The 22177-nt window shown below is 71.2% G+C and carries 17 protein-coding genes; 9 read left to right on the forward strand and 8 right to left on the reverse strand.

From position 1 onward, the window contains the following. Positions 1 to 2: 2 nt before the first annotated feature. Together ACSRUE_RS07735 and ACSRUE_RS07740 are read left to right on the forward strand one after the other, a co-directional pair. Positions 3 to 875: a formylglycine-generating enzyme family protein gene (locus ACSRUE_RS07735; protein ID WP_441290452.1), complete on the forward strand. Its 873-nt coding sequence runs from the start codon at positions 3 to 5 to the stop codon at positions 873 to 875. Positions 876 to 1056: 181 nt separating this feature from the next. After that, entirely contained in the window at positions 1057 to 2298 is a 1242-nt protein-coding gene (locus tag ACSRUE_RS07740; protein ID WP_441290453.1) for a CinA family nicotinamide mononucleotide deamidase-related protein, read from the forward strand. An 84-nt stretch (positions 2299 to 2382) separates the two neighbouring features. On the opposite strand, the gene clpB is transcribed toward ACSRUE_RS07740, so the two are convergent. The 4 genes from clpB to dnaN all read right to left on the reverse strand — a co-directional run bounded on the left by clpB (position 2383) and on the right by dnaN (position 10528). After that, positions 2383 to 4992: an ATP-dependent chaperone ClpB gene (clpB, locus tag ACSRUE_RS07745; RefSeq protein ID WP_441290454.1), complete on the reverse strand. Its 2610-nt coding sequence runs from the start codon at positions 4990 to 4992 to the stop codon at positions 2383 to 2385. A 325-nt stretch (positions 4993 to 5317) separates the two neighbouring features. Continuing rightward, positions 5318 to 7816, reverse strand: coding sequence for a DNA topoisomerase (ATP-hydrolyzing) subunit B (gene gyrB / locus ACSRUE_RS07750; protein ID WP_441290455.1), 2499 nt, complete (start codon positions 7814 to 7816; stop codon positions 5318 to 5320). A 433-nt stretch (positions 7817 to 8249) separates the two neighbouring features. After that, positions 8250 to 9401, reverse strand: coding sequence for a DNA replication/repair protein RecF (recF, locus tag ACSRUE_RS07755; RefSeq protein WP_441290456.1), 1152 nt, complete (start codon positions 9399 to 9401; stop codon positions 8250 to 8252). Next, the gene (gene dnaN, locus ACSRUE_RS07760; protein WP_012240773.1) at positions 9398 to 10528 is read right to left on the reverse strand and encodes a DNA polymerase III subunit beta; all 1131 of its coding nucleotides are present in this window, start codon (positions 10526 to 10528) and stop codon (positions 9398 to 9400) included. Before dnaN ends, recF begins: the two co-directional genes overlap by 4 nt. Before the next feature lie 371 nt (positions 10529 to 10899). Here dnaN and ACSRUE_RS07765 point away from each other — a divergent pair, with 371 nt between their 5' ends. Together ACSRUE_RS07765 and ACSRUE_RS07770 are read left to right on the forward strand one after the other, a co-directional pair. Continuing rightward, a complete protein-coding gene (locus tag ACSRUE_RS07765) occupies positions 10900 to 12456 on the forward strand; it encodes a protein kinase domain-containing protein (RefSeq protein WP_441290457.1) in 1557 nt (518 codons plus the stop codon). 36 nt (positions 12457 to 12492) lie between these two features. Beyond that, on the forward strand, positions 12493 to 13137 hold the full coding sequence (locus ACSRUE_RS07770; RefSeq protein ID WP_441290458.1) for an ATP-binding cassette domain-containing protein: 645 nt from the start codon (positions 12493 to 12495) through the stop codon (positions 13135 to 13137). Between the two features lie 81 nt (positions 13138 to 13218). Here the strand turns inward: ACSRUE_RS07770 and bioD are convergent, their stop codons facing one another. The 3 genes from bioD to zapA all read right to left on the reverse strand — a co-directional run bounded on the left by bioD (position 13219) and on the right by zapA (position 15471). After that, the gene (gene bioD / locus ACSRUE_RS07775) at positions 13219 to 13872 is read right to left on the reverse strand and encodes a dethiobiotin synthase (RefSeq protein ID WP_441290459.1); all 654 of its coding nucleotides are present in this window, start codon (positions 13870 to 13872) and stop codon (positions 13219 to 13221) included. A 41-nt stretch (positions 13873 to 13913) separates the two neighbouring features. Then, positions 13914 to 15068 carry an aminotransferase class I/II-fold pyridoxal phosphate-dependent enzyme gene (locus ACSRUE_RS07780; protein ID WP_441290460.1) on the reverse strand — a complete coding sequence of 385 codons (1155 nt, stop codon included), beginning with the start codon at positions 15066 to 15068 and terminating at the stop codon, positions 13914 to 13916. 73 nt (positions 15069 to 15141) lie between these two features. After that, on the reverse strand, positions 15142 to 15471 hold the full coding sequence (zapA, locus tag ACSRUE_RS07785; protein WP_437763468.1) for a cell division protein ZapA: 330 nt from the start codon (positions 15469 to 15471) through the stop codon (positions 15142 to 15144). Between the two features lie 205 nt (positions 15472 to 15676). On the opposite strand from zapA, the gene ACSRUE_RS07790 reads away from it, so the two are divergent. Continuing rightward, a complete protein-coding gene (locus tag ACSRUE_RS07790) occupies positions 15677 to 16291 on the forward strand; it encodes a hypothetical protein (protein WP_441290461.1) in 615 nt (204 codons plus the stop codon). Positions 16292 to 16324: 33 nt separating this feature from the next. On the opposite strand, the gene ACSRUE_RS07795 is transcribed toward ACSRUE_RS07790, so the two are convergent. Continuing rightward, positions 16325 to 17080 carry a hypothetical protein gene (locus tag ACSRUE_RS07795; protein ID WP_441290462.1) on the reverse strand — a complete coding sequence of 252 codons (756 nt, stop codon included), beginning with the start codon at positions 17078 to 17080 and terminating at the stop codon, positions 16325 to 16327. 259 nt (positions 17081 to 17339) lie between these two features. Between ACSRUE_RS07795 and ACSRUE_RS07800 the strand changes: the two genes are divergently transcribed. From ACSRUE_RS07800 to ACSRUE_RS07815, 4 genes are read left to right on the forward strand one after another with little or no spacing between them, the layout of a single operon-like run. Then, positions 17340 to 17678 carry a DUF167 domain-containing protein gene (locus ACSRUE_RS07800; protein ID WP_441290463.1) on the forward strand — a complete coding sequence of 113 codons (339 nt, stop codon included), beginning with the start codon at positions 17340 to 17342 and terminating at the stop codon, positions 17676 to 17678. After that, complete coding sequence (gene dapF / locus ACSRUE_RS07805) at positions 17675 to 18472, forward strand: diaminopimelate epimerase (RefSeq protein WP_441290464.1); 798 nt, start codon at positions 17675 to 17677, stop codon at positions 18470 to 18472. Before ACSRUE_RS07800 ends, dapF begins: the two co-directional genes overlap by 4 nt. After that, positions 18469 to 20355 carry a diguanylate cyclase domain-containing protein gene (locus tag ACSRUE_RS07810; RefSeq protein WP_441290465.1) on the forward strand — a complete coding sequence of 629 codons (1887 nt, stop codon included), beginning with the start codon at positions 18469 to 18471 and terminating at the stop codon, positions 20353 to 20355. Before dapF ends, ACSRUE_RS07810 begins: the two co-directional genes overlap by 4 nt. 52 nt (positions 20356 to 20407) lie before the next feature. Beyond that, positions 20408 to 22027 carry a DUF4388 domain-containing protein gene (locus tag ACSRUE_RS07815; RefSeq protein WP_441290466.1) on the forward strand — a complete coding sequence of 540 codons (1620 nt, stop codon included), beginning with the start codon at positions 20408 to 20410 and terminating at the stop codon, positions 22025 to 22027. The last annotated feature ends 150 nt before the right edge of the window (positions 22028 to 22177 follow it).

The raw sequence follows: 22177 nt of genomic DNA on the forward strand, positions 1-22177 counted from the left end.
GGATGCCGGGGTGGAAGGCCGGCCTCGCCGCGGGCGCGGCCCTCCTGATCGGCGCCGTCGTCGCGCTCGCGCTCCATCGCGCGGAGCCGCCGGCGCGCTGCGCGCCGGGGATGGTCGCGCTCGGCCCGCGGTGCTGCGGCGAAGGCCAGCGCCTCGATGACGCCCGCCGCTGCGCAGGCACGCCGAGGCGATGCGGCGCCGGCCTCACGGTGACCGCCGCTGGCTGCGTCGCGCCGGGCGCGGCCGTCCGCATCGCCGCCGGGACGCTGCGCCTCGGACCAAGCGACTGGGAGGCGCAGGGCATCGTCGACCCGCGCGCGGTGTTCGTCCCGGCGTTCTCGCTCGACGCGTTCGAGATCACCGAGCAGCGCTACGCCGCTTGCGTCGAGGCCGGCGCGTGCGCCCCGCTCCCGCTGCGCGGCGAGCCCGGGGTCCCCGTCACGGGCGTCACCCTGGCCGAGTCGGCTCGGTATTGCGCCTTCGCGGGCGGGGCGCTCCCCTCGCGTGATCAGCTCGCCTTCGCCGCGGCGGGCGACGCGGGCCGGCGGTACCCGTGGGGAGACACCGGCGCGGTCTGCCGGCGGGCCGCCTTCGGCCTGCGAGCGGGCCCGTGCGGCTGGGGCGCGACGGGCCCCGAGCTCGCCGGCTCGCGCCCCGACGGCGCCGCCGTGCACGCGGGCGGCCGGGTGTTCGATCTGGCCGGCAATGTTGCCGAGTGGGCCGCCCCTGATCCGCTCGAGGGCGAGTTCTCGGGAATTCACGGCGGATCATGGACGGATGGGGCCGCGACGGCGCTCCGCACCTGGAATCGTCGCCTTGTCCCGATATCCGTCCGAGCGCCGGATCTCGGCTTCCGGTGTGTCTATCCACCGTAGCGCGCGCGAGCGCGCCCCGCGCGGCGGCGGGCGGGTGGGAGAGGGGATGGGGTGGGGAATGGGGTGGGGGAGGGGGACAAGACCCATGGCGTGGGGGGGACAAAACCGCCCCTTTCCGACCGCAAAACAATCCGGAAACGCGCTCCGGCGGCGCCGGATGGAGTTAGAGTCCCGAGTCCCAATGGCTGTCGCGCTTCTCTCGATCGGGACCGAGCTCACCCGCGGCGAGATCATCAACACCAACGAGGCCTGGCTCGCTGCCGAGCTCACCGCAGCGGGCTTCACGGTCAGCGAGTCCAGCACCGTCGACGATGACGTCGATCGCATCGTCGCCGCGGTCCGCCAGCTCGCGAGCGCGCACCGGCTGGTGATCGCCACCGGCGGCCTCGGCCCCACGACCGACGACCTCACCGCGAAGGCCGCGGCGCGCGCGATGGGCAGCGACCTCGTGCGCGACGACAGCACGCTGCTCGCCATTCGCCGGCGCGTCGAGAGCCGGGGCAAGACGATGAACGCGGGCCACGAGAAGCAGGCCGAGGTCCCCGCCGGGTCGGAGATCCTGCCGAACTCGTCCGGCAGCGCGCCCGGCTTCGGCATCCACCTTGGCGATTCGACGGTGTTCTTCCTCCCGGGTGTGCCGCGGGAGATGAAGAGCATGTTCGCCGAGCAGGTGCTGCCGCGCGTGCGGCCGGCTGCGCCGAACAACACCTTTCAGGTCCGCCTCCGCACCTACGGCCTCCCCGAGTCCACGCTGGGCGAGCTCCTGAAGGGCGTGGAGGAGGCCTATCCCGGCATCACGCTCGGCTACCGCGTGCACTACCCGGAGGTCGACGTGAAGGTCCACGCCCGCGCCGCCACGCAGTCGATGGCGCACGAGCTGGCCTTGAGGGCGACGGCCGATGTCCGTGAGCGGCTCGGCACCGCCGTGTACGGGGAAGGGGGCGACGCCTTCCCGGAGATGGTCGGGCGTTCCGTGCGCGCCCGTGGCTGGAGGCTCGCCGTGTCGGAGTCGTGCACCGGCGGCCTGATCTCCCACCTGCTCACCAGCTATCCGGCGAGCGACTACCTGGTTGGCGCCGCGGTCACCTACGCGAACAGCGCCAAGACGCGGCTGCTCGGCGTCGCGGAGGACACCCTGCGCGGCCACGGCGCGGTGTCGGCCGAGGTCGCCGCCGAGATGGCGCAGGGCGTCCGCCGCCTCTGCGAGGTCGACGTCGCCATCTCCGTGACGGGCATCGCCGGCCCGACGGGCGGCACGGCGAGCAAGCCGGTGGGCCTCTGCTACTGGGCTGTGTCGCACCCCGGCGGCCTCGTCGTGCGCGACCGCGTGTTCTCGGGGGATCGCGAGGAGGTCCAGCTCGGCGCCGCCTACGCCGTCCTGGACCTCCTCCGCCGCATCGCCGGCAATCTCCCTGAGCGCTGACGCAGGCCGAGCGCTGACGCAGGCCGAGCGCTGACGCAGGCCGAGCGCTGACGCAGGCCGAGCGCTGACGCGGGCTGGCGAGCGTCAGTTCGGCGCCGCGCGCGTGAAGGTGAGCCCTCCGGCCCCGCGCTCGATCCGCACCGTGTCTCCCTGCTTGAACTCGCCCCCGAGGATCCGCTTCGCGAGCTCGTCCTCGATGCTCCGCTGGATGGCGCGCTTCAGCGGCCTCGCGCCGTACTGCGGATCCCACCCCTGCTCGATGAGGTAGCCCTTCGCCTCCGACGAGATGGTGAACAGCAGCCCGCGTCGATCCAGGCGCTTTCGCAGCAGATCGAGCTGGATATCGACGATCTGCTCCATCTGCTCGCGCGCCAGCCGCCGGAACACGATGAGATCGTCGAGGCGATTCAAGAACTCCGGGCGGAAGTGCTTCCGCACCTCCTCGATCACGGCCCTCCTCACGAGCTCGGCCTTCTCTTCCGCCGGCAGGTTCGCTCGCTCCTCGATCGCCGCGGCCGCCGGCGTCCCGAGGTTCGACGTCAGGATGATGATCGTGTTCTTGAAATCGACCGTGTGCCCCTGACCGTCGGTCAGGCGTCCATCGTCGAGCACCTGGAGGAGCGTGTTCCAGATGTCCGGGTGGGCCTTCTCGATCTCGTCGAACAGCACCACGCTGTACGGCCGCCGGCGCACCGGCTCCGTGAGCTGGCCGCCCTCCTCGTAGCCGACGTACCCGGGCGGCGCGCCGATCAGGCGGGCCACCGCGTGGCGCTCCCCGTACTCGCTCATATCGAGCCGCACCATGGCCTTCTCGTCGTCGAAGAGGATCTCGGCGAGCGCGCGCGCGAGCTCGGTCTTGCCGACGCCGGTCGGCCCGAGGAACAGGAACGATCCGATCGGCCTGCGCTCGTCGCCGAGCCCGGCCCTCGAGCGCCGGATGGCGTTCGACACCGCGCGGAGCGCGTCCTCCTGCCCGACGACGCGCCGGCGCAGCTCCTCCTCGAGGCGCAGCAGCTTCTGCATCTCGCTCTCGAGCATCTTGGAGACGGGGATCCCGGTCCATTTCGAGACGACCGCGGCGATGTCCTCGTCGGTGACCTCCTCCTTCAGGTAGCTCTGCTTCGACTGCACCTGGGAGAGCGTGGCGCGGATCGACTCGAGCTTCTTCTCGATCTCCGGGATCTTGCCGTAATGGATCTCCGCGGCGCGACCGAGGTCGCCGGCGCGCTTCAGCCGCTCCTCCTCGAGCCGGAGCTCCTCGATCTGCGGCTTGAGCCGGCGCAGCTCGGAGATGAGCTCCTTCTCGCGCATCCACTGCGCCCGCATCGCGTCGCGCTGCCCCTGGAGGTCGGCGATCTCGCGCCGCACCTCGTCGAGGCGGACCTTGCTCGCCTTGTCGCTCTCGCGCTTGAGCGCCTGCTCTTCCATCTGCAGCTTGAGCAGATCGCGCTCAACCTGATCGATCGGCGTGGGCAGGCTGTCGATCTCCATGCGGATCTTCGACGCCGCCTCGTCGACCAGATCGATCGCCTTGTCGGGCAAGAACCGCTCGGTGATGTACCGGTTCGACAGGACGGCGGCCCCGACGAGCGCCGCGTCCTGGATGCGGATCCCGTGGTGGACCTCGTACTTCTCCTTAAGGCCTCGCAGGATGGCGATCGTGTCCTCGACGCTCGGCTGCGTGACGAGCACCTGCTGGAACCGCCGCTCCAGCGCCGCGTCCTTCTCGATCCGCTTGCGGTACTCGTCGAGGGTGGTCGCGCCGATGCACCGGAGCTCGCCGCGCGCGAGCGCCGGCTTCAGCATGTTGGCCGCGTCCATGGCGCCCTCGGCCGCGCCGGCGCCCACCAGCGTGTGGAGCTCGTCGATGAACAGGATGATGCGGCCGTTCGAGCCCTCGATCTCCTTGAGCACGGCCTTCAGCCGGTCCTCGAACTCCCCGCGGAACTTCGAGCCTGCGACCATGGCGGCGAGATCGAGCGCCGCGATGGTCTTGTCCTTGAGCGACTCCGGCACATCGCCCGCGACGATGCGCTGCGCGATGCCCTCGACGATCGCCGTCTTGCCGACGCCGGGCTCGCCGATGAGCACCGGATTGTTCTTGGTGCGCCGCGAGAGCACCTGGATGACGCGCCGGATCTCCTCGTCTCGGCCGATCACCGGATCGATCTTGCCCTGTCGAGCGAGCTTCGTGAGATCCCGTGTGTACTTCTCGAGCGCCTGGAACTTCCCTTCCGGGTCCCGGTCCGTCACGCGCTGATTGCCGCGCACGGCCGCGAGCGACGAGAGGAGCTTGTCGTACGAGAGCCCCGCTCGCTCGAAGATCGATTGGATCTCCTTGTCGGCCTTGATGCCGGCGAGCAGGACGTGCTCTGTCGAGATGTACTCGTCCTTGAGCGCCTTCGCCTCGTCCTCGGCCTTCTGCAGGACCGTGAGCGCGCGCCTCGACAGGTTCGGCTCGGCGCCGCCGCTGACGCGAGGATAGGTGTCGATCTTCGCGTCGAGGAGGCGCAGCACGCCTGCAGGATCGGCGCCCGCCTTCTGCACCAGAGGCGCGCCGACGCCGCCGTCCTGGCTGACGATCGCCCGCACAAGGTGCTCGGGATAGAGCTCGGGGTTTCCCCGACGGCTGCCGAAATCGACAGCGTCTCGTATGGCCTCTTGGGCCTTCGTCGTCATTCGCTCGATTTTCATGGCCCCTCGAAGCTAAGGCGGGTGACCCGCCTAGCAAGGGGACGGTCAGGCAAGCGGCTTGCCAAAAATGCTGAAGCGCGCTGAAGCGCGCTGAAGGCCGCTGAGGGGACGCCGAAGAGGCGCTGAAGGGAAGCCGAGCGAGCGGGGCAGGTGAGCGATGCAGCGGCAGCGCCGTGTCAACCCCCGACCGTGCGCCTCGAACGGGGGGCTCGACGCCCCGCACGCCACCGCACGCCCGGGCGCGGAGCCGGGGTGCCGCGCCCCCGGGCGCAGGAGCCGCGCCGGGCGCGCAGGAGCCGCGCGCCGGCGACGGGGCGACGCGGGCTCAGATATCGAGGTTCTTCACGTTGAGCGCGTTCTGCTCGATGAAGTTGCGCCGCGGCTCGACCTGATCCCCCATCAGGATCGTGAAGAGCTCGTCCGTCTTCACCGCATCGTCGATGCGGACCTGGAGGAGAGTCCGAGCGTCCGGGTTCATCGTCGTCTCCCAGAGCTCGTCGGCGTTCATCTCGCCAAGGCCCTTGTAACGGCTGATCGAGATGCCCTTCTTGCCGCGGTCCTCGATGTAGTCGACGAGCGACTCTCCGTTCTCGATGGTCTCCTCGCCGCTCGAGGTGCGCGCCCGGTACGGGGGCGCGCCGATGGACCGGAGGTCCTGCTCGATCGACCAGGCTTCCTGGTACTCCGGCGAGTTCACCAGATCCCAGTCGATGACGCTCTTTCGCGCGCTCGCGCCCGGGCGCGGCACGACCTCGATCCGGCTCGTCCCGTGCTCCGTGTCCCGGGGCGTCGACAGCGTGAGCGGGAACAGGTCAGGATAGCGCTGCTTCAGGTAGGCGCGGAGCTCGTCGGCGGCCGCGGCGACCTTCTTGGTCTCGCGCAGGTCGTCGCGCCCGAGCCCGCTGGACCGCAGCAGCGCCGCCACGATCCGCGCGTCACAGCGCTTGTCGATGTTGGAGAGCACGGCGCGGAACCGCTTCAGCCGCTGCGCCAGCCGGTAGAGCGGCTGGCCCGCGATGCCCGTCTGGGCGCCGCTGGCGACGATCTCGAGCCCGTCCACGGCGTTGCCCACGAGGAACTCGTCCAGGGCGCCCTGGTCCTTCAGGTACAGGTCCCGCTTGCCCTTGCGCACGCGGTAGAGCGGCGGCTGCGCGATGAACAGGTACCCCTTCTCCATGATCTCCGGCATCTGCCGGAAGAAGAAGGTCAGCAGCAGCGTGCGGATGTGGGAGCCGTCGACGTCGGCGTCCGTCATCAGGATGATCTTCTGGTAGCGGAGCTTGTCGATCTCGAAGCCGCCGGCGTCGTTGATCCCGCAGCCGAGGGCGGTGATCAGCGTGCCGACCTCGGCGGAGCTCAGCATGCGGTCGAGCCGCGCGCGCTCGACGTTCAGGATCTTCCCCTTCAGCGGCAGGATCGCCTGGAAGTGCCGGTCGCGCCCCATCTTGGCGCTGCCGCCGGCGCTCTCGCCCTCGACGATGTAGATCTCGCTCTTCTCCGGGTCCTTGGACTGGCAGTCGGCGAGCTTGCCCGAGAGCGAGGTCACGTCGAGCGAGCCCTTGCGGATCACCTCGCGCGCCTTGCGGGCCGCCTCGCGCGCCTTCGCCGCGACGACCGCCTTCTCGATGATCTTCTTCGCGCTCTGGGGGTTCTCTTCGAAGTACTGCCCGAGCTTGTCGCTGACGGCGGCCTCGACGATGCCCTTGACCTCGCTCGACACGAGCTTGGATTTCGTCTGCGAGTCGAACGACGGGTCCGGGTGCTTGATGCTGAGCACGCACGTCAGGCCCTCACGCGCGTCCTCGCCCTGCAGGCCCTGCTTCAGCTCCTTGAAGAGGTTGTGCGCGCTCCCGTAGTTGTTGATCGTCTTCGTGAGCGCGGCGCGGAGCCCTGTGAGGTGGGTGCCGCCATCCCTGTTGTGGACGTTGTTCGTGTAACAGAAGATGGCTTCCGTATAGGAGCCGTTCCACTGCAGCGCGACCTCCACGCCCACCGGCGGAGTCGCGGCGCTGCCGCGGCCGTTCGCGCCGTCGCCTGCGGCGCCGACCTCGTGCTGCGACACGAAGCTGATCACGTCGTCGTGAATCGGCTCCTTGGTCTTGTTGAGCAGCGACACGAACTCGGAGATGCCCCCCTTGTACTCGTAGATCTCCGCTCTCCCGTCGGGGCGCTGGTCGTGGAGGTGGATGACGAGCCCGGCGTTCAGGAACGCGAGCTCGCGCAGGCGGCTCGCGAGGATGTCGAAGCTGAACTCGACCGTGCTGAAGACGACCGGATCGGGCTTGAAGGTGAGCTTCGTCCCCGTCTTGTCCGTCACGCCGATCCCCTTGAGCGGCGCCTTCGGCACGCCCCGGGCGTACTCCTGAAACCAGAGCTTTCCTTCGCGCTTGATCTCGAGCTTCAGCCACTCGGAGACGGCGTTCACGGCGCTCACGCCGACGCCGTGCAGGCCTGCAGAGACCTTGTAGCTGGAGTTGTCGAACTTGCCGCCGGCGTGGAGGACGGTCATGACGACCTCTGCCGCGCTCACGCCCTTGGCGTGCATTCCGACCGGGATCCCGCGGCCGTTGTCCTCGATCGACACCGAGCCGTCGAAGTGGACGGTGACCCTGATCTCCGTGCAGGCGCCGGCGAGGTGCTCGTCGACCGCGTTGTCGACGGCCTCCCAGACCAGGTGGTGGAGCCCCGATCCGTCGTGCACATCGCCGATGTACATGCCGGGTCGCTTTCGCACCGCTTCAAGGCCTTCGAGCGCCGTGATGCTGTGGGCGTCATACGACGCCTTGGTGAGGTCGGTCGGCTGGCTCAGGGTGGGTTCCGTCATCTCGGTCCTGGTGGCGCGCCCGCCGCCTCTCACCGGGGGCGCAGAGCGGCGGAGGCCGCTCGGATTGCCGGAGTTCTTGCAGTGGAGGGGCCGGCTCGATGGCAGCTCGTCTGGTGAGACCCGGGCGCCGCGGCCGCGGCGCCGGATCGATTCCGGGGCCATGAGCGTTCACGCGCGGACCGCTCGTCGATGCCCCGTAAAGACTGCGGAAATGTAGCCGAAATCAGGGGCTCGGGCAAGCGTTTCGCCGGGTCCGGAAGGCTCGTAACACCGTATTTTCGGTGCCCGTCGCGGGCGCGTCCGGAGCATCCCAACTCGCGCGCTCCGGGGCAGGGATCAACGCGTTTGACGGCGGTCGCGGCGCCGTCGGCCGGCGTTCGACACGCGCGCCGCGCGCCGCGGCGTCCGGCAGCCGGCGCGCCCGCGACGAACGTCAGCCGACAGCGCCGCTTTCGACGTGGAAATCGCGCCGCTCCGAGGAAGGTACGCCCGGCGTGACGATGAGCTCGCGCCGCGTGGTCGTCAGGAATACCTGTCCGCGCGCCATTCCGAGGAACATGAACAGCGCCGCGGTCCGGTCGGGATCGAGCTCGCTCGACACGTCGTCGAGCAAAAGGATGGGCTCTACGCCCCGGACGGAAGCGATGGCAGCGGTCTCTGCTGCTTTGAGCGCGAGCGTGAGGGCCCTGTGCTGGCCCTGGGAGGCGATCACGCGGGCGGGGTGGCCGTCGAGCTCGAGCAGCAGGTCGTCTCGGTGGGGGCCGTAGCCCGCGCTCGGCCGGTGCGCGTCGCGGCGCCGCTGCTCGCGCAGCGCCTCGCGCGCCTGCTCGGCGTCGCCGCTGCCGCCCGGCGTGTACCGCGCGGCCAGGGTCAGGTCGGGCGCGGCGATGCGGGCGAAGGCGTGCGTGAGCTCCGGCGCCAGCGCCTGGACGGCGGCCTCGCGGGCGCGGGTCAGCGCCGCGCCATGGAGGGCGCACAGCGCCTCGAACGCGTCCAGCTCGGCGCTCGCCTGGGCCTGCGCGCCCCCGCCGCGGTGGAGCAGCTCGTGGCGCGCGCGGAGCGCCTGCGCGTAGCGGGCCCGGTGGTCGGCGCTCTGCGGGTCCATGAAGAGCGCCAGGCGATCGAGCAGCGTGCGCCGCGCGCTCGCGGGCCCGGTGGACAGCGCGAGCTCCTCCGCGTGGAAGGCGACGACCGGCGACCGCGTCGCGAAGCTCGCCAGGCTCGGGGGCCGGTTGCCGTCGATCCGCACGACGCACCGCTTGTTCTCCACGGCGGCGGTCTGCTCGCGCGAGAGCGGCTGCAGCGCGTCCCGGCGCTCGACGAAGCGCGCCCGCGCGCTCGCGATGGGGGCGCCGTGGCGGACCAGCTCGGCCAGCCGGTGGGTGCGGAAGCTCCTCGAGGTCGCGGCGAAGTAGATCGCCTCGAGCAGGCTCGTCTTGCCCTGCCCGTTGTTGCCGGCGATCACGTTGATGCGCGGCGCGGGCTCGACGTCGACGCGGCCGAGGTTCCGGAACTCGCGGACGTGGAGCCGCTCGAGGAGGAGGCTCGGGGAGGGCCCCTCGGGCCCGTCGGAGGGCGCGCTCAAATCCGCATCGGCATGATGACGGCGACGTAGCTCTGCTGGTTCGACTCGCTGCCGGGCCGGATCACGGCGGGGTCGAGCTCGCCGGAGATGCCGAGGATGACCTCCTCGTCGTCGATCGAGGCGAGCACGTCGAGGAAGTACTTCGCGTTGAAGCCGATGGTGACCTCGGGGCCGCTGTAGTCGACGGCCACCTCGTCGAAGCCGGCGCCGGTGTCGGGGCTCTCGCTGGTGATCCGGAGCGTCCCCGGCGCGATCGACAGCTTGACGCCGCCGGTGCGGTCGTTGGCGGCGAGCGCGATGGCGCGGAGGGCCTCGGCGAACGCGACGCGGGGGGCGCGGACCGAGCGCTCGGTGACCGACGGGATGACCTGCTGGTAGGGCGGGAACTGCGCGTCGACGAGCTTCACCGAGAACTGCATCCCGGCGATGTTGAAGAAGGCGTTCGGCCCGCTCTGGGTGATGGCGACCATCGGGGTCTCCTTCTCGGCGCGCGCCTCCTCGGCGAGGCGGCGGAGCTCCGTGATGGCCTTGAGCGGGATGAGCATGGTGGCCGTCGCGGAGCTGCCCGACACGGTCGCCTCCATCTTGGAGAGGCGATGGCCGTCGGTGGTCACCATCCTGACGCGATCGCCGGCCCACTCGAACAGGGCGCTGTTCACGTGGGCGCGGGTCTCGTCGGTGGAGATCGAGAAGTGGGTCCGGGTGATCAGGAGCGCGAGCTGCTCGACGGGGAGCTCCAGCGAGGGCGCGTCCACCGCCGGGGCGGGCAGCTGCGGGAACTCCGAGCCGGGGAGCCCGGGCAGCGTGTAGCGCCGGGGCGATCCCACGGCCTTGAGCGACGTGTGCGCGCCCTCGGTGGTGGTGATCTGGATCGGGCCATCGGGCATGGCCTTCACGCGCTCCAGCAGGTCCCTGGCCGGGACGGCGACGGTGCCGCCGGTCTTGATGTCGGCGTGGGTCTGGCCGGTGACGCCGAGGTACAGGTCGGTCGCGGCGACGCGGACCGCGTTGCCCTCGGCGGCGAGCAGGACGTTGGCGAGCGCGGGCATCGCGCTCTTCTTGTCCGCCACGCCTTGGCAGCGCGCGACGAGGCGAAGCAGATCTTTCTTGGGGATCACAAGGTCCATAGCCGACTCCGGAGCTGCTCCCTTTAGCAGGGTTATCGCCCGGGGGTGCGCTGGAAATGAGCGCTCGCGTGACCTTGCGCAACGCCTCTTCTTTCCATGAAATAGATAGATAAAGACATCGTCTTCGTCGTAGGCGCTGTGGAGGGCGGGGATAACTCAGAATGTTCAACGAATCCGATGAGTTAGAGGCGGCCCCCCTGGGGTAAATGGACCGTCCTCAGGGGTAGGTGGACAGGGGAGAGCTGGCGGATGGCCGATCTCCCCCGTTTTTCCCCCAGGGTTGTCGGCGGGGTTATCCCCAAGGATCCCCCAGGGGGCGTGCGGGGTGATGTGGATCCGGGCGCCGCCTGCGCGCTCTTCCCCGATGCGCTGTGCAGTTCCGAGCAGCACCTGGATGGAGTATTTCAAATTGTACGGACTTGAGTTCGGTGCGGTGCATCCACTGCGGTAGCCACCACGATCTCGCGGTGGTCGTGTGTCCGGCGACCGGGCTGGTCGTCGCTCCGAGCGATCCGCCGCCCTCCCGCCCGGGCGCTCGCGCTGGCGTGGCTCCGTTGCCGGCGATCCGTCGGCCATCCGCGCATCCTTCGTCGAGGGTGGCGCCGCCGTTGCTGAGGTGGCCGGCGGGCGTGGCGCCGAGCTCATCGGTGCGTGGGGCGCTGACGCCGGGTGCGGAGCAGCGGGCTTTCGCGTCACGCGCTCCGTCGTCTGCCATGGCGGGCTCGCGGACGCCGGCGTGGCCCGGGAGCCGCGGCGTGAGCCCGACCTCTTCCGGGCGCTCGCTGCTCGGCCACGTGATCGGCGACAAGTACGCGGTCACCGCCATCATCGGGGAGGGCGGCATGGGCGCTGTGTACGAGGCGGAGCACCTCCAGATCGGGCGGCTGGTCGCTGTCAAGGTGATGCATCCGCGGGACACCCAGAAGCGCGAGGCCATCTCGAGGCTGGAGCACGAGGCGCGGGTCGCCGGGCGGATCGGTCATCCCAACATCTGTGAAGTGTACGATATGGGGTGGCTCCCTGACGGCAGCCCCTACCTCGTGATGGAGCGTCTCCACGGGGAGACGCTGGCGCAGCGGATCGAGCGCTGTGGTGTCGTTCCGCCGAACGAGCTCGTCGACATCATGCTTCAGGTGCTCTCGGCGCTGGTGACGGCGCATGATCGCGGGGTCGTCCACCGTGATCTGAAGCCGGAGAACATCTTCCTCTCGGAGCGCGCTGGCATGTTGCCGGTGGCCAAGCTGCTCGATTTCGGCATCTCCCAGGCCTCGGGCATGGATGGGGTGATGACGGATCTGACCCGCACCGGCATGGTGGTGGGCACGCCGTATTACATGGCGCCCGAGCAGGCACGGGGGGATGTGGAGCTTGACCGCCGGCTCGATCTGTGGGCTGCGGGCGTGATCCTGTACGAGGCGCTGACAGGCCAGCGTCCGTTCGTCGCCCGCAACCACAATGCGTTGCTCGTCCAGATCCTCACGCTGTGGCACCGCCCGATGACGGAGCTCGATCCGACGATTCCGCCCGGCCTCTCGCGCCTCGTGGATCGCGCCCTGGCGAAGGCGCGGGATGAACGATTCCAGAGCGCGCGGGAGTTCCTGGAAGGGCTGCGGCGGTTCAAGAACCAGGTCCCGGTGTCACAGAAGCGCCGGCTGGAGCGTGCTGTCGTTCAGGATGTCATCGATGAACGGTCCGGCGGGAGCGCTGTGCACAGACCGAGCGGGCCGGTTGCGGAGACGGACGACGGGCAGTCTCGAGACGATGAGTCGGAAGATCGACCGACGATCCCGTCGTTGAGCCCGCTCGAAGCGGAAGCGGAGCTCTCCGACGATTCCGAGGCGACTGTCGTTGATCCGCCGGCGTTCCCGGAGGACATCACCACGGTCGTTCCGGGCGAAGGTCGCGCTCGAGGCGGCGACAAGAGCTGACGGGAACGCGAGCGCAGGAGCGAGGTGAGCGCTGTGATGACGATCGAGCGCGTGGTGGCCCGTGGCGTCGTGAAGACCTACGGCCCGACGGCGGCGTTGCGTGGGGTGAACGCGACGATCGAGGCAGCGCGATTGACGCTCATCGAGGGGGCGAACGGGTCGGGCAAGTCGACGCTGCTGGGGATCCTCGGGACCGTGATCCGTCCCACGTCGGGCGCGGTGAGCTACGAGCCGCTCGGCGACGATGCCGGGATGGCGCGCGGGACCATCGGCTGGCTGTCCCACGAGTCGCTGGCGTACCCGGACCTCTCCGGTCGGCAGAACGTCGAGCTGGCGGCCGGCTTCCACGGGCTCGACGCGCACGAGGCCTGGCGTCATGCGGAGGAGCGCTTCGAGCTCGGGAGCTTCGCGCTGAGGCCGCTTCGCACGTGTTCGCGCGGCCAGCGACAACGGATCGCGCTCGCGAGAGCCCTGGTGCACCAGCCTTCGCTGGTGCTGCTCGATGAGCCGACCACGGGCCTCGACCGGGCAGGGGTGGCGCGGTTGCTCGCGGTCGTGGACGCGGAGGTGGCGCGAGGCGCCGCGGTGGTCGTGGTGTCTCACGAGCCGGAGGTCTTCCGGGAGCGTGCGGCCGCCCGTCTGGTGCTGGAGCGGGGTCGCGTCGTCACCGGCGCTTCCTGAACCAGGTGCTCGGGTCCGGTAGCTCGGCCTGATCGCTCACGACCTCGGGGCTTCTCACCCCTTGAACGTGACGACGTCTCGCTACGACAGCGCGAGACGCGCCAGGGCGACCCGCGCCGCGGCGAGCGACGCCGGCGCGGTTGGAGCGGCGCGCGGCATCACGACAGCGCCGGAAGCGATGCCGAGCGCGGCGAGCTCCCCCGCGTTCGTGCCGGTGGACGCATCAGGCACTGTCGGCGGGTTGAGCACGATCACGGCTGGCGGAAGACCAGGGGCGAGCGCGCGGAGGGCGAGCGTGCAGCAAGCGATCTCGTGAAGGATGCCCAGCCGGTCGAGGCCGACCAGCACGACGGCATCGGGGGAGAGCGCGCGCACGAGATCCGCGTTCGTCAGGCCTGGTCCGAGCGGAGAGAGGAGCGCGCCGGCGCTCTCCACGATCGCGAGGCGAGCGGACTGCCTGTCGACCCACGCGGTGGCGACGTCCAGCGAGATGGCGCGTCCGCAACGGCGCGCTGCCAGGTGAGGGGAGATCGGTTCGGCGAAGCGGTACGGTGCTGGCTCGGGCTGGACCGAGCTGACGAGCGCCAGCTGCTCGGCGTCAGTCGTCGTGGTGCCGTCGATGCCCGATTCGATGGGCTTCAAGCCGCAGACCTTGTCGCCGCGAGCTGCCAGCGCTGCGACCAGCGCGACCGACACGTGCGTCTTGCCCACCCCGGTCCCGGTTCCGACCACCACGACCCGGATCCGTCCTGTTTCACGTGAAACAGGATGTCCGCTCATCGCATCGCCTCCCGGAATCCTGCGAGCGCGCGCTCGACGTCCGCCTCGGAGAGCGACGCGTTCGCCACGATACGGAGCCGCGACGTACCCGCCGGCACCGTCGGCGGCCGGATCGCCTGGACGAGGACGCCCTCGCTCGCGAGGCGCCGGGACATCTCCACCGCGGCCCCCGGCGACTTCAGAAGCCAGGGGAGGATCGGGCTCGAGGAGCCAGGAAGCAGCTCGGCTCCCAGCGCCAGCAGACCGGAGCGAAGCCGGCGGGTGACCATCGCCAGACGCGCCCGAGCCGGGTCGTCCGCGGCGGCGCGGCGGACCCGCTCCACCGCAGCGAGCGCAAGCACGGGGCTGATGCCGGTCGAGTAAACGAAGCTCCTGGCGCGGTTCCACAGGTAGGTTCGCAACGTCGAGGAGCCCGCGACGAAGGCGCCGTGAAGCCCGAGCGACTTGCCGAGCGTGCCGATGAGCACGTCGGGGCGAACCCCGGCCTCGGCGCAGAGGCCAGCCCCGCGCGGCCCGAAGACACCGAGGGCGTGCGCCTCGTCCACGATCAACGCGGCATCGTGCCGATCGCAGAGCTCGCGGAGGCGGCGGAGGTCGGGGGCGTCGCCATCCATGCTGAAGAGCGATTCGGTCACCACCCACCGGCGGCGCGCGCCCCCGGCCCGCACGAGGGCGCTCTCCACCGCCTCCACGTCGACATGGCCCACCACCTCGACCGTCGCCCCCGAAAGACGACACCCGTCGATGAGCGACGCGTGGTTCAGCGCGTCCGACACGACGACATCTCCCGGCCTGGCCAGCGCAGCGACTGTGCCGACGTTCGCCGCATACCCCGAGGAGAACAGCAGCGCCGCTTCCACGCGCAGCCATGCGGCGATCTCCCGCTCGGCCATCAGGTGGGCCTCGTGGGTCCCGCTGACCAGCCGGGACGCCCCCGCGCCGCTCGCGGCTCCGACCTCGGAAGGCAAGGCGAGCCCGGCGTAGCCGAGGTAGTCGTTCGAGCACAGGACCAGCAGCCGGGCGGAAGCCGGGGCAGCAGGAGGCGTGCGCAGCAAGCCCGCGCGCTCCATCTCGGAGAGCTCGTCCTGAAGATGGCGAAGAGCGTTCGCGCCTCCAGGCGTCGGGGCGAGGGCCTGGAAAGCTTCATCCATGGGTGCAGGCATGCCATCTCCAGTCAGCGGCAGGGGCGCTCAGCGGGACCCCGCCAGGTACGGCCGCTCCAGCTCAGCGCGTGCTGTCGTTCGCTCCGCTGGACGAGGGCGACTCGGGACCGGCGCCGAGGACCGCGTCGACCCGCTGCAGGATACGGCCAAAGGCATCCCGCGCGCGCCCCGCGATCACCGACGCCCGGGTCCGCTCCTGCTCGAGATCGTGCGCGAGCGCGATGGCGGCGAGCAACATGGCCTGGGGGGTCACGGCACGGCCGGCGGGCACAACGGCAGCGAGCTTCTGGTCGACGACCGCGGCGAGCCGCTGGAGCTCTTCGTCGCTCGCGGACGTCACCACGCGGTAGGTCTGACCTCCTACCCGTAGCTGCACTGTGCGTCGCGCCATTGCCCCCGGACGCTACCATGAACGCTCGCAGGCGCGCAGGGCGGGCTGCGCGCCGAGAACGGAGCCGCTCACCCGCGACGGATGCGACGCACGCGACACACGCGACACCCCGAACACGAGCTCCGGCGACCTCACGCAAGGCAGAAGCCCCGTGCAGCAGAATTCAGGCGCGCTACCCGCCAGCGCCCTGTAGCATCGCTCCATCATGGCCACCGCGGGCCGCCCAGCTGCCTTGGTTGCCGCGCTGTTCGGAGCCGTTCTCCTCCACGGCACAGCCCGCGCCGAGCCCCAGGCGAGCGCCGGCGTCACCGTCGGCGTTGCCGGCGTCGGCCTCGATCGGCAGCTGTGGGACGCGACGGTCTTCCACCTCGGGCTGCGCGGGGATGTCCTGTTCGGCCGCGCTGCCAACGACGACTTCGGCGTCGGTCCCTACGCCGAGGTGCTCACCCACGCGTTCGACGAGATCCAGACCGGCGCGGGCGTCTCCGTGCTCGCGCCCATCCACGACGCGTTCCCTCTGGTCCTCTCCACCGGCGCCTACGCCCGGTGGAGCGACGACGCCCGCGGCGTGGAGCCAGGGATCGCCGCCGCCATCTTCTGGGGTGGACGCAGCTACAACTTCCACTCGCGCTACGGGATGAGCACAGGGCTGCTCGCCCAGGGGCGGTTCGGGCTCGGCGGCTCGAAGGAGACCGCGGTCGTCCTCGCGGCGCAGCTCGATCTCGCGCTGCTCGCCCTTCCGTTCGTCTACCTCTTCGAGGCTGCGAAAGGGCCGTCGCCCGAAGCAGCCCCCGTGCACCGCGCCAGACCGGCGCGGTGACGGCGGCTCGGGCCGGGGCCTGCGGGGAGCGCTCTACAGGCCGAAGCTCGCGATGTGCTCGGCGCAGGTCCGACCGAGGTCACGACAGTCCTGTGGGCCCCGGGCGCCAGGGCAGGAGCCCTCGAGCTCCTTGGCGTCCTCGCACTCCTCGTCCGCGGAGCTGGAGCAGCACTTCGGCTCCGACGTGTCGACGCACCGGCTGCAGCCGAAGCAGACCCGGACGGGGTAGGTCCACTCCGTGGTCTCGACCTCCTGGCCGCCCAGCGTCCTGCCGCGCAGCACCACCGTCGCCCACACCTGGATATCGCGCCGGAGCTGCGCGGCCTGCCTGCGCAAGGTGTCCATCGTGGCGCCGTCGATCAGGAGGACCTCGGTGCAGTTGTAGCCGGGGTCGCCGGACGAGCCCGGGTCGACCGTGCCGGTGATCGGAACGACGTAGCCCGGCGTCACGTCGTTGCCCTCGATGTCGGCGACGCGGACCTCGGCCTCGTAGAGCTGGACGCGGGACGTCTCCGTCCGGAGGACGTCGGGGTCGCCGCGCTCCACGATCTGGTTGCCCACCAGGAGCAGCGCGCTGTGGCTGCCCGCATACGCCGAGTCCACCGCGTCCTCGCTCCAGAACGGTTCACTGGGGCCGCAGCTCACGCTGCAGTCCCCCGTCTCTGCCATCCGCATGCGGATGAACAGGCTGCTCTCGTTGTCGGCGCATGCAGACCCGAGCAGGCCACCCGACGTCGCGAGCAGCGCGAGCGCGCACAACCTCCTCGCGAGGCCGGGCGTTGCGTTCACGGACCCTTCTCCTTCATCAGTCATGTCCAACGCCTCCACCGCGGAAATGAACATCAGCAGCGAACAACGAGCGCCGCGGATGCAAGTCGACCTGCCGGATCGTACTGCGCGAGCCGACCCACGGCCGGGGCGAAAAGAGTAGCGGGTCAGGCCGCCGACCGGCAAATTCGCGATGGCCGTCGCCGTCCGAAGAGCGACGTCACCGGGCCTCGCGGGGACCACGCGTGAGCTCCAGATACGCTACGATGCCGCCGGCCAGATGAGCAAACCCGAGGAGAGCGGCGCCGTCGGCGAGTGGAGTCGCCTCGCGATCACCGAGCGCGCCGAAGGCGTCCGCATCTCGGTCCAGGTGCGCCCGAAGTCGTCGCGCTCGGCCATCGTCGGGGTGCGCGAGGGCGCGCTCGACGTGTCGTTGACCGCGCCGCCCGTGGAGGGCGCCGCCAACGCGGAGCTCGTCAAGCTGCTCTCGCGCGCGCTCGACGTGCGCCGGAGCGATGTCCAGATCGCCCTCGGCGCGAGCGGCAGGAGCAAGGTCGTCGCCGTCCGCGGGCTCAAGGAAGCCGAGGCGCGAAAGCGGCTCGCCGAGGCGAAGCGATGAAGGAAAACGTCGTCCGGTTCGAGAAGTGGGAAGGTCTTGGCAACGACTTCATCCTGGTCGAGGCGGTCCCGATGACCGCCGAGGCGGCGCGGCGCCTCTGCGACAGGCGGTTCGGCATCGGCGCCGACGGCGTGCTCGTGATCGAGCGCGACCCGCCACGCATGCAGGTCTGGAACGCCGACGGGAGCCGCCCCGAGATGTGCGGCAACGGGATCCGCTGCGTCGCGGCCTACCTCGTCTCCCGCGGGACCCCCCAGAAGGCGGTCACCATCGCGACCGACGCCGGCGACAAGCGGTGCGAGGTCACACGGGCGGGCGATCGCTTCGACGTGCTCGTCGGCATGGGCCGGGCCCGCATGGGCGAGACGCTCGTCGTCACAGCGCTCGGCGCGGAGCACCGGTTCGCCTGCGTCGACGTCGGCAACCCGCACGCGGTGACGTTCGACCCCTACACGGAGGACGCGATCGACGAGCTCGGGCCGATCGTCGCGACCACGCCGGCCGAGGGCATCAACGTCGAGTTCTGCCGCGTTCGACCGGCCGACCCCGGCGAGGCCGCGCGCATCGACGTGACCGTCTGGGAGCGCGGGGTGGGCCGCACGCTGGCGTGCGGCACCGGCGCCTGCGCCGTGGCGGCCGCGGCGTGCGCGCAGGGCCGCGCCCCGTACGGAGCACCTCTCCGCGTGGCGCTGCCGGGCGGCTCGCTGCGCATCACCGTCGCCCCCGGATCCCTGGAGCTGCTCATGCAAGGCCCGGCGCGCCGGGCGTTCTCGGGCGAGGTGGTGATCGCGTGACCGCCTCGCCCGAGGGGGTCTGGGGTCCTGGCCGGGCGCCGGCCCGCGAGTTCTCGCTCAAGGTGCTCGCCGTCATCGCCGACGAGGCGACCCGCACGCTGTTCTCGCGGGTCATCACGTCCGATGAGCTGATGCTCGCCGGCGATCTCGCCGAGGGGATCGTCCTCGCCGAGACCGCCGCGCCCGACGTCGCCTTCATCGATGTCGGGCTCGGGGACGGGGCCGGCCTCGCCATGGTCCACCACCTGAAAGCCCTCGCGTCCGAGGCCACCGTCTTCGCGCTGGCGACGAGGGCGGAGCTGGAGGCGGGCGCCCATGCGGTCGCCCTCGGCGGCGCCGGGCTCTTCCTGCTGCCGCTCGGCGGGGACGAGGTGCTGAACGCGGTCGGCTCGGTGCGCCTGCGCTTCGCCGAGCGGGCCCTCCGGGTGCAGCTCGAGCAGGAAGCCGCGCGCAGCGCGCGCGCTGCCGGGTGGATCGCCCGCGTGGCCGAGCTCGCCGATGCGCGCGACCGCAACGCGGCGGCCCAGCAGGTCGCCGAGGTGTTCGTCGAGGCGACGGGCGCGGCGGCGGCCGCCGTCTACCTGGCCGCCGGGGAGCGCTCCAGCGAGCTGGTCCGCGCCGCGGCGATGGGGCCGCTCGACCGCGCGCCCGCCTACGGGACCGAGACCGACATCCTCGATTTCGCCCGGCGCGAGCAGCTCATCGTCGTCCCGCTGGCGCTCCGCAGGCTCGCCGCGGGGCACCTCCTTCTCCAGAAGGAGCCCGGCCGCAGCTCCGCGTTCCCTTCGGTCAGGCGCCCGGACAGCGCGGCCTCGACCCCGCGGCGCGCCCCGCTCCTCGACGGCCTCGTCAAGCTGCTCGCCACGCAGGCGACGACGGCGCTCGCCCTCCTCGGCGAACACGAGCGCTCGGCGGGCGGCGCCGCGATGAAGGATCCGGCGTCGAGCGCCTACTCGTTCGCCTACTACGTCGACGTCGCCGGCCGGGAGATCGACAAGGCCAGGCGGTACGGCCGCCGGTTCACGATCGCGACCATCGTGATCGAGCCGGATGCGGCGGCCGCGCCGGAGCGCCCGGGCGACCTCGCCTTCTGGAGGACCACGCCGGCGCCCCCCGCGAACACGCACAACCCGGGTCAGGTCGTCGAGCACCTGCTCCGCGCCGTGCGCGACACCGACATCCTGGCCCGCGTCGACGAGAACGAGTTCCACCTGCTCATGCCCGAGACGGCCGCGCTCGAGGCGCACGCCTGCCATCGACGGATGCTCTCCCACGTCGCCGAGAGCGAGAAGCGGGCCGGGTACCTGCCGAAGGGCCTGCTCGTCGGGGTCGCCACCTTCCCCCATGACGGCCAGAGCCTCGCTCAGCTGCTCCGCATCGCCCGGCGGCGCGCCGACGCCACCAAGTCCTCGATCGTCCACCGCGTCCCTCAGGACCGGCGGAGCATCGGCGAGATCGTCAGCCTCCTCGTCCGGGAGTCCTCCGCGCCCGGCGGCGCTTCCGCGATCTCGGCGCCCCGCGCGCTCGATCTGTCGGTCGCCGACACGATCCTGCTCGCGACGTCGGTCGTCAGGAACGCGCTCCGCGGGGGCGCCGTGTTCCTGCTGGTCGCCCACCACGACGGGCTGAGCCTGGGCGCGCAGGTCAAGGCGCAGCTGGCCTCGCCGCGCGACGACGTGGTGGTGCACACCGTCGACCTCCGCGCCTCGCCGGGGTGCGACGACATCGAGGCGCTCTGTGTCCTCGCGGAGCACGGCGCGTACGCCCTGGTAGGGCGCAATCAGGGGGGGTTCGTGAAGGGGTTCCACGCCGCCGATCCGCTGCTCGCGGACTTCCTCGCCGAGCGGCTCGGCCGCGCGGCCGGGCTGCGGGTCTTCGGCTGACTCGGAGGGCGCCGATCCAGTGTCTCGCAGGGTGCTGTTGGTTGATTCGGACGTGGACGCGCTCGGCGCGCTCGCGTCGGCGCTCAGGGCGCGTGGTCTCACCGTGACCAACGCGAACGGCGCGTTCGAAGCCGTGGAGCAGGCGTTCAAGCGCCGGCCCGACGTCGTGCTCGCCGCCAGGGCGCTCGACGAGGACAACGCGCTCGCGGACGCGTTCGCCGCCGTCCCCGACCTCGCCGATACCCCGATCCTCTTCCTCGTCGACGGCGCCGAGGGCGATCCGGGCTTCGACGAGGTCCTGCGCGGCGACGTCGATCACATCGTCTCGCGGATCACCGAGGCGTCGCCCCGCGGCTCCAAGCCGACGGTGCCGCAGGAGATCCGCGGCGACCTCCAGCAGGTCCCGCTCGTCGACCTGCTCCAGCTGCTCGCGATGAACCGCCGGAGCGGCACCCTCGGCATCACGACGCCGACGGGGGCAGGGGAGCTGCGGCTCCTGGCCGGGGAGGTGATCGATGCCGTCTACCGCCGCCTCGAAGGGGAGAAGGCGCTTTACCGGCTGCTCGGCGAGCGGGACGGGCACTTCGCGTTCTCACCCGGCGAACCGGCGAGCGTGCGCCGCATCACGGTGCCGACTTCGCGTCTCCTGATGGAAGCGCTCCGCCAGGTCGACGAGGTCCAGCGCCGGCGATCCGAGCTCGCGCCGGCCGGTGAGGCCTTCCTGGTGACCGAGCCCGCGAGCGACGAGCTCGACCTGCCCCCGCTCCCGGACCACGAGACGTTCAGCGTCGACGCGACCTTCGGCGACGGCGCCGCGGCGGACCGAGGGAGCGCCGCGCCCCTGGCGAGCGCCATGTCCTCGCTGCCCGACTTCACCGCCTCGCCGATGCCGGCCAGCGACGTGAAGGGCAACCGCGGCGGGTCGATGCCGCCGCCGCCCACGCTCCGCGCCGCGGAGCCGGCCGCGTTCCGGCTCGAGGCGCTGCGCACCCCGACGACCTCACCGCCGGCGCCCCTCGGGGAGCCGGCGGAGCGCGCGGCCGTGGCCGAGAAGCTGATGGCGCTGCTCCAGATGCCGCACAACCTCGACGAGCTGCTCGACGAGATCAGCGGGCCGGATCTCCTGATCCTCGAGGTCCTGATGGAGCTCACCGCCTCCGGGAAGGTCCGCCGCATCTCGCTCGCCGACCTCACGACGCCGTTCGCGCCGTCGGAGCACCTGCCGGTCCTCCGGTCGCTGGTGACCCGCCTGGCCCGGCCCGGCTTCGCGCCGCCGCCCCACCTCGTCATCGCCGCGAGCACGCGCCGCATGGCGACGCTGTCCCATGCGGTCCGCCGCATCGGAGACGCCATCGTCCCCGCCGAGCCTCCGCCGCAGGCGGCGATCCCGAGGCCGCTCGGCGTGATCCGGCTCGGCGACGGGGTCGAGCTCGCCCTGGTCGGCCTCCCCATCGAGGAGAGCTTCGCGCCGGCCTGGCCGCTCGCCCTGCACGGCGCGGCCGCGGTCGTCCGGCTCGGCGACGGCGGCGAGGACGCGCTGGCGGCGCACTGCGAGGCCCTGGAGCTCCTGCTGCTCGACGCAGAGGCCATGATGGGGCCGCTCGATCTCGCCTCGCCGGGACAGATCACGCTGCTCGTCCGCGCCGCGCTCGAGGCCGCCGCGGGCGTGTAACCGGCCGACGAAGACGTCGCTTCAGAACGGATCTTCCGTGTTTTTCGCCTCGGAAACCGGCGTTTGACGCGGCGGCGCTCGGCGTGCGAGGGCAGGTTTCTGCTATCGTCGCACACGCCTCGCTTCAGCAGTCCGGCGAGGAGAGGAGCG

The sequence above is a fragment of the Sorangium sp. KYC3313 genome (assembly GCF_052075895.1).
GTDB classification, from domain to species: Bacteria; Myxococcota_A; Polyangia; order Polyangiales; family Polyangiaceae; genus Sorangium; species Sorangium cellulosum_B.

What these genes read in the sequence shown, in the direction of transcription:
- ACSRUE_RS07735 (WP_441290452.1), top strand. Translation starts at nt 3, where the DNA reads ATGCCGGGGTGGAAGGCCGGCCTCGCCGCGGGCGCGGCCCTCCTGATC.
- ACSRUE_RS07740 (WP_441290453.1), top strand. Translation starts at nt 1,057, where the DNA reads ATGGCTGTCGCGCTTCTCTCGATCGGGACCGAGCTCACCCGCGGCGAG.
- clpB (WP_441290454.1), bottom strand. Translation starts at nt 4,992, where the DNA reads ATGAAAATCGAGCGAATGACGACGAAGGCCCAAGAGGCCATACGAGAC.
- gyrB (WP_441290455.1), bottom strand. Translation starts at nt 7,816, where the DNA reads ATGACGGAACCCACCCTGAGCCAGCCGACCGACCTCACCAAGGCGTCG.
- dnaN (WP_012240773.1), bottom strand. Translation starts at nt 10,528, where the DNA reads ATGGACCTTGTGATCCCCAAGAAAGATCTGCTTCGCCTCGTCGCGCGC.
- ACSRUE_RS07770 (WP_441290458.1), top strand. Translation starts at nt 12,493, where the DNA reads ATGACGATCGAGCGCGTGGTGGCCCGTGGCGTCGTGAAGACCTACGGC.
- ACSRUE_RS07780 (WP_441290460.1), bottom strand. Translation starts at nt 15,068, where the DNA reads ATGGATGAAGCTTTCCAGGCCCTCGCCCCGACGCCTGGAGGCGCGAAC.
- zapA (WP_437763468.1), bottom strand. Translation starts at nt 15,471, where the DNA reads ATGGCGCGACGCACAGTGCAGCTACGGGTAGGAGGTCAGACCTACCGC.
- ACSRUE_RS07790 (WP_441290461.1), top strand. Translation starts at nt 15,677, where the DNA reads ATGGCCACCGCGGGCCGCCCAGCTGCCTTGGTTGCCGCGCTGTTCGGA.
- ACSRUE_RS07800 (WP_441290463.1), top strand. Translation starts at nt 17,340, where the DNA reads ATGAGCAAACCCGAGGAGAGCGGCGCCGTCGGCGAGTGGAGTCGCCTC.
- dapF (WP_441290464.1), top strand. Translation starts at nt 17,675, where the DNA reads ATGAAGGAAAACGTCGTCCGGTTCGAGAAGTGGGAAGGTCTTGGCAAC.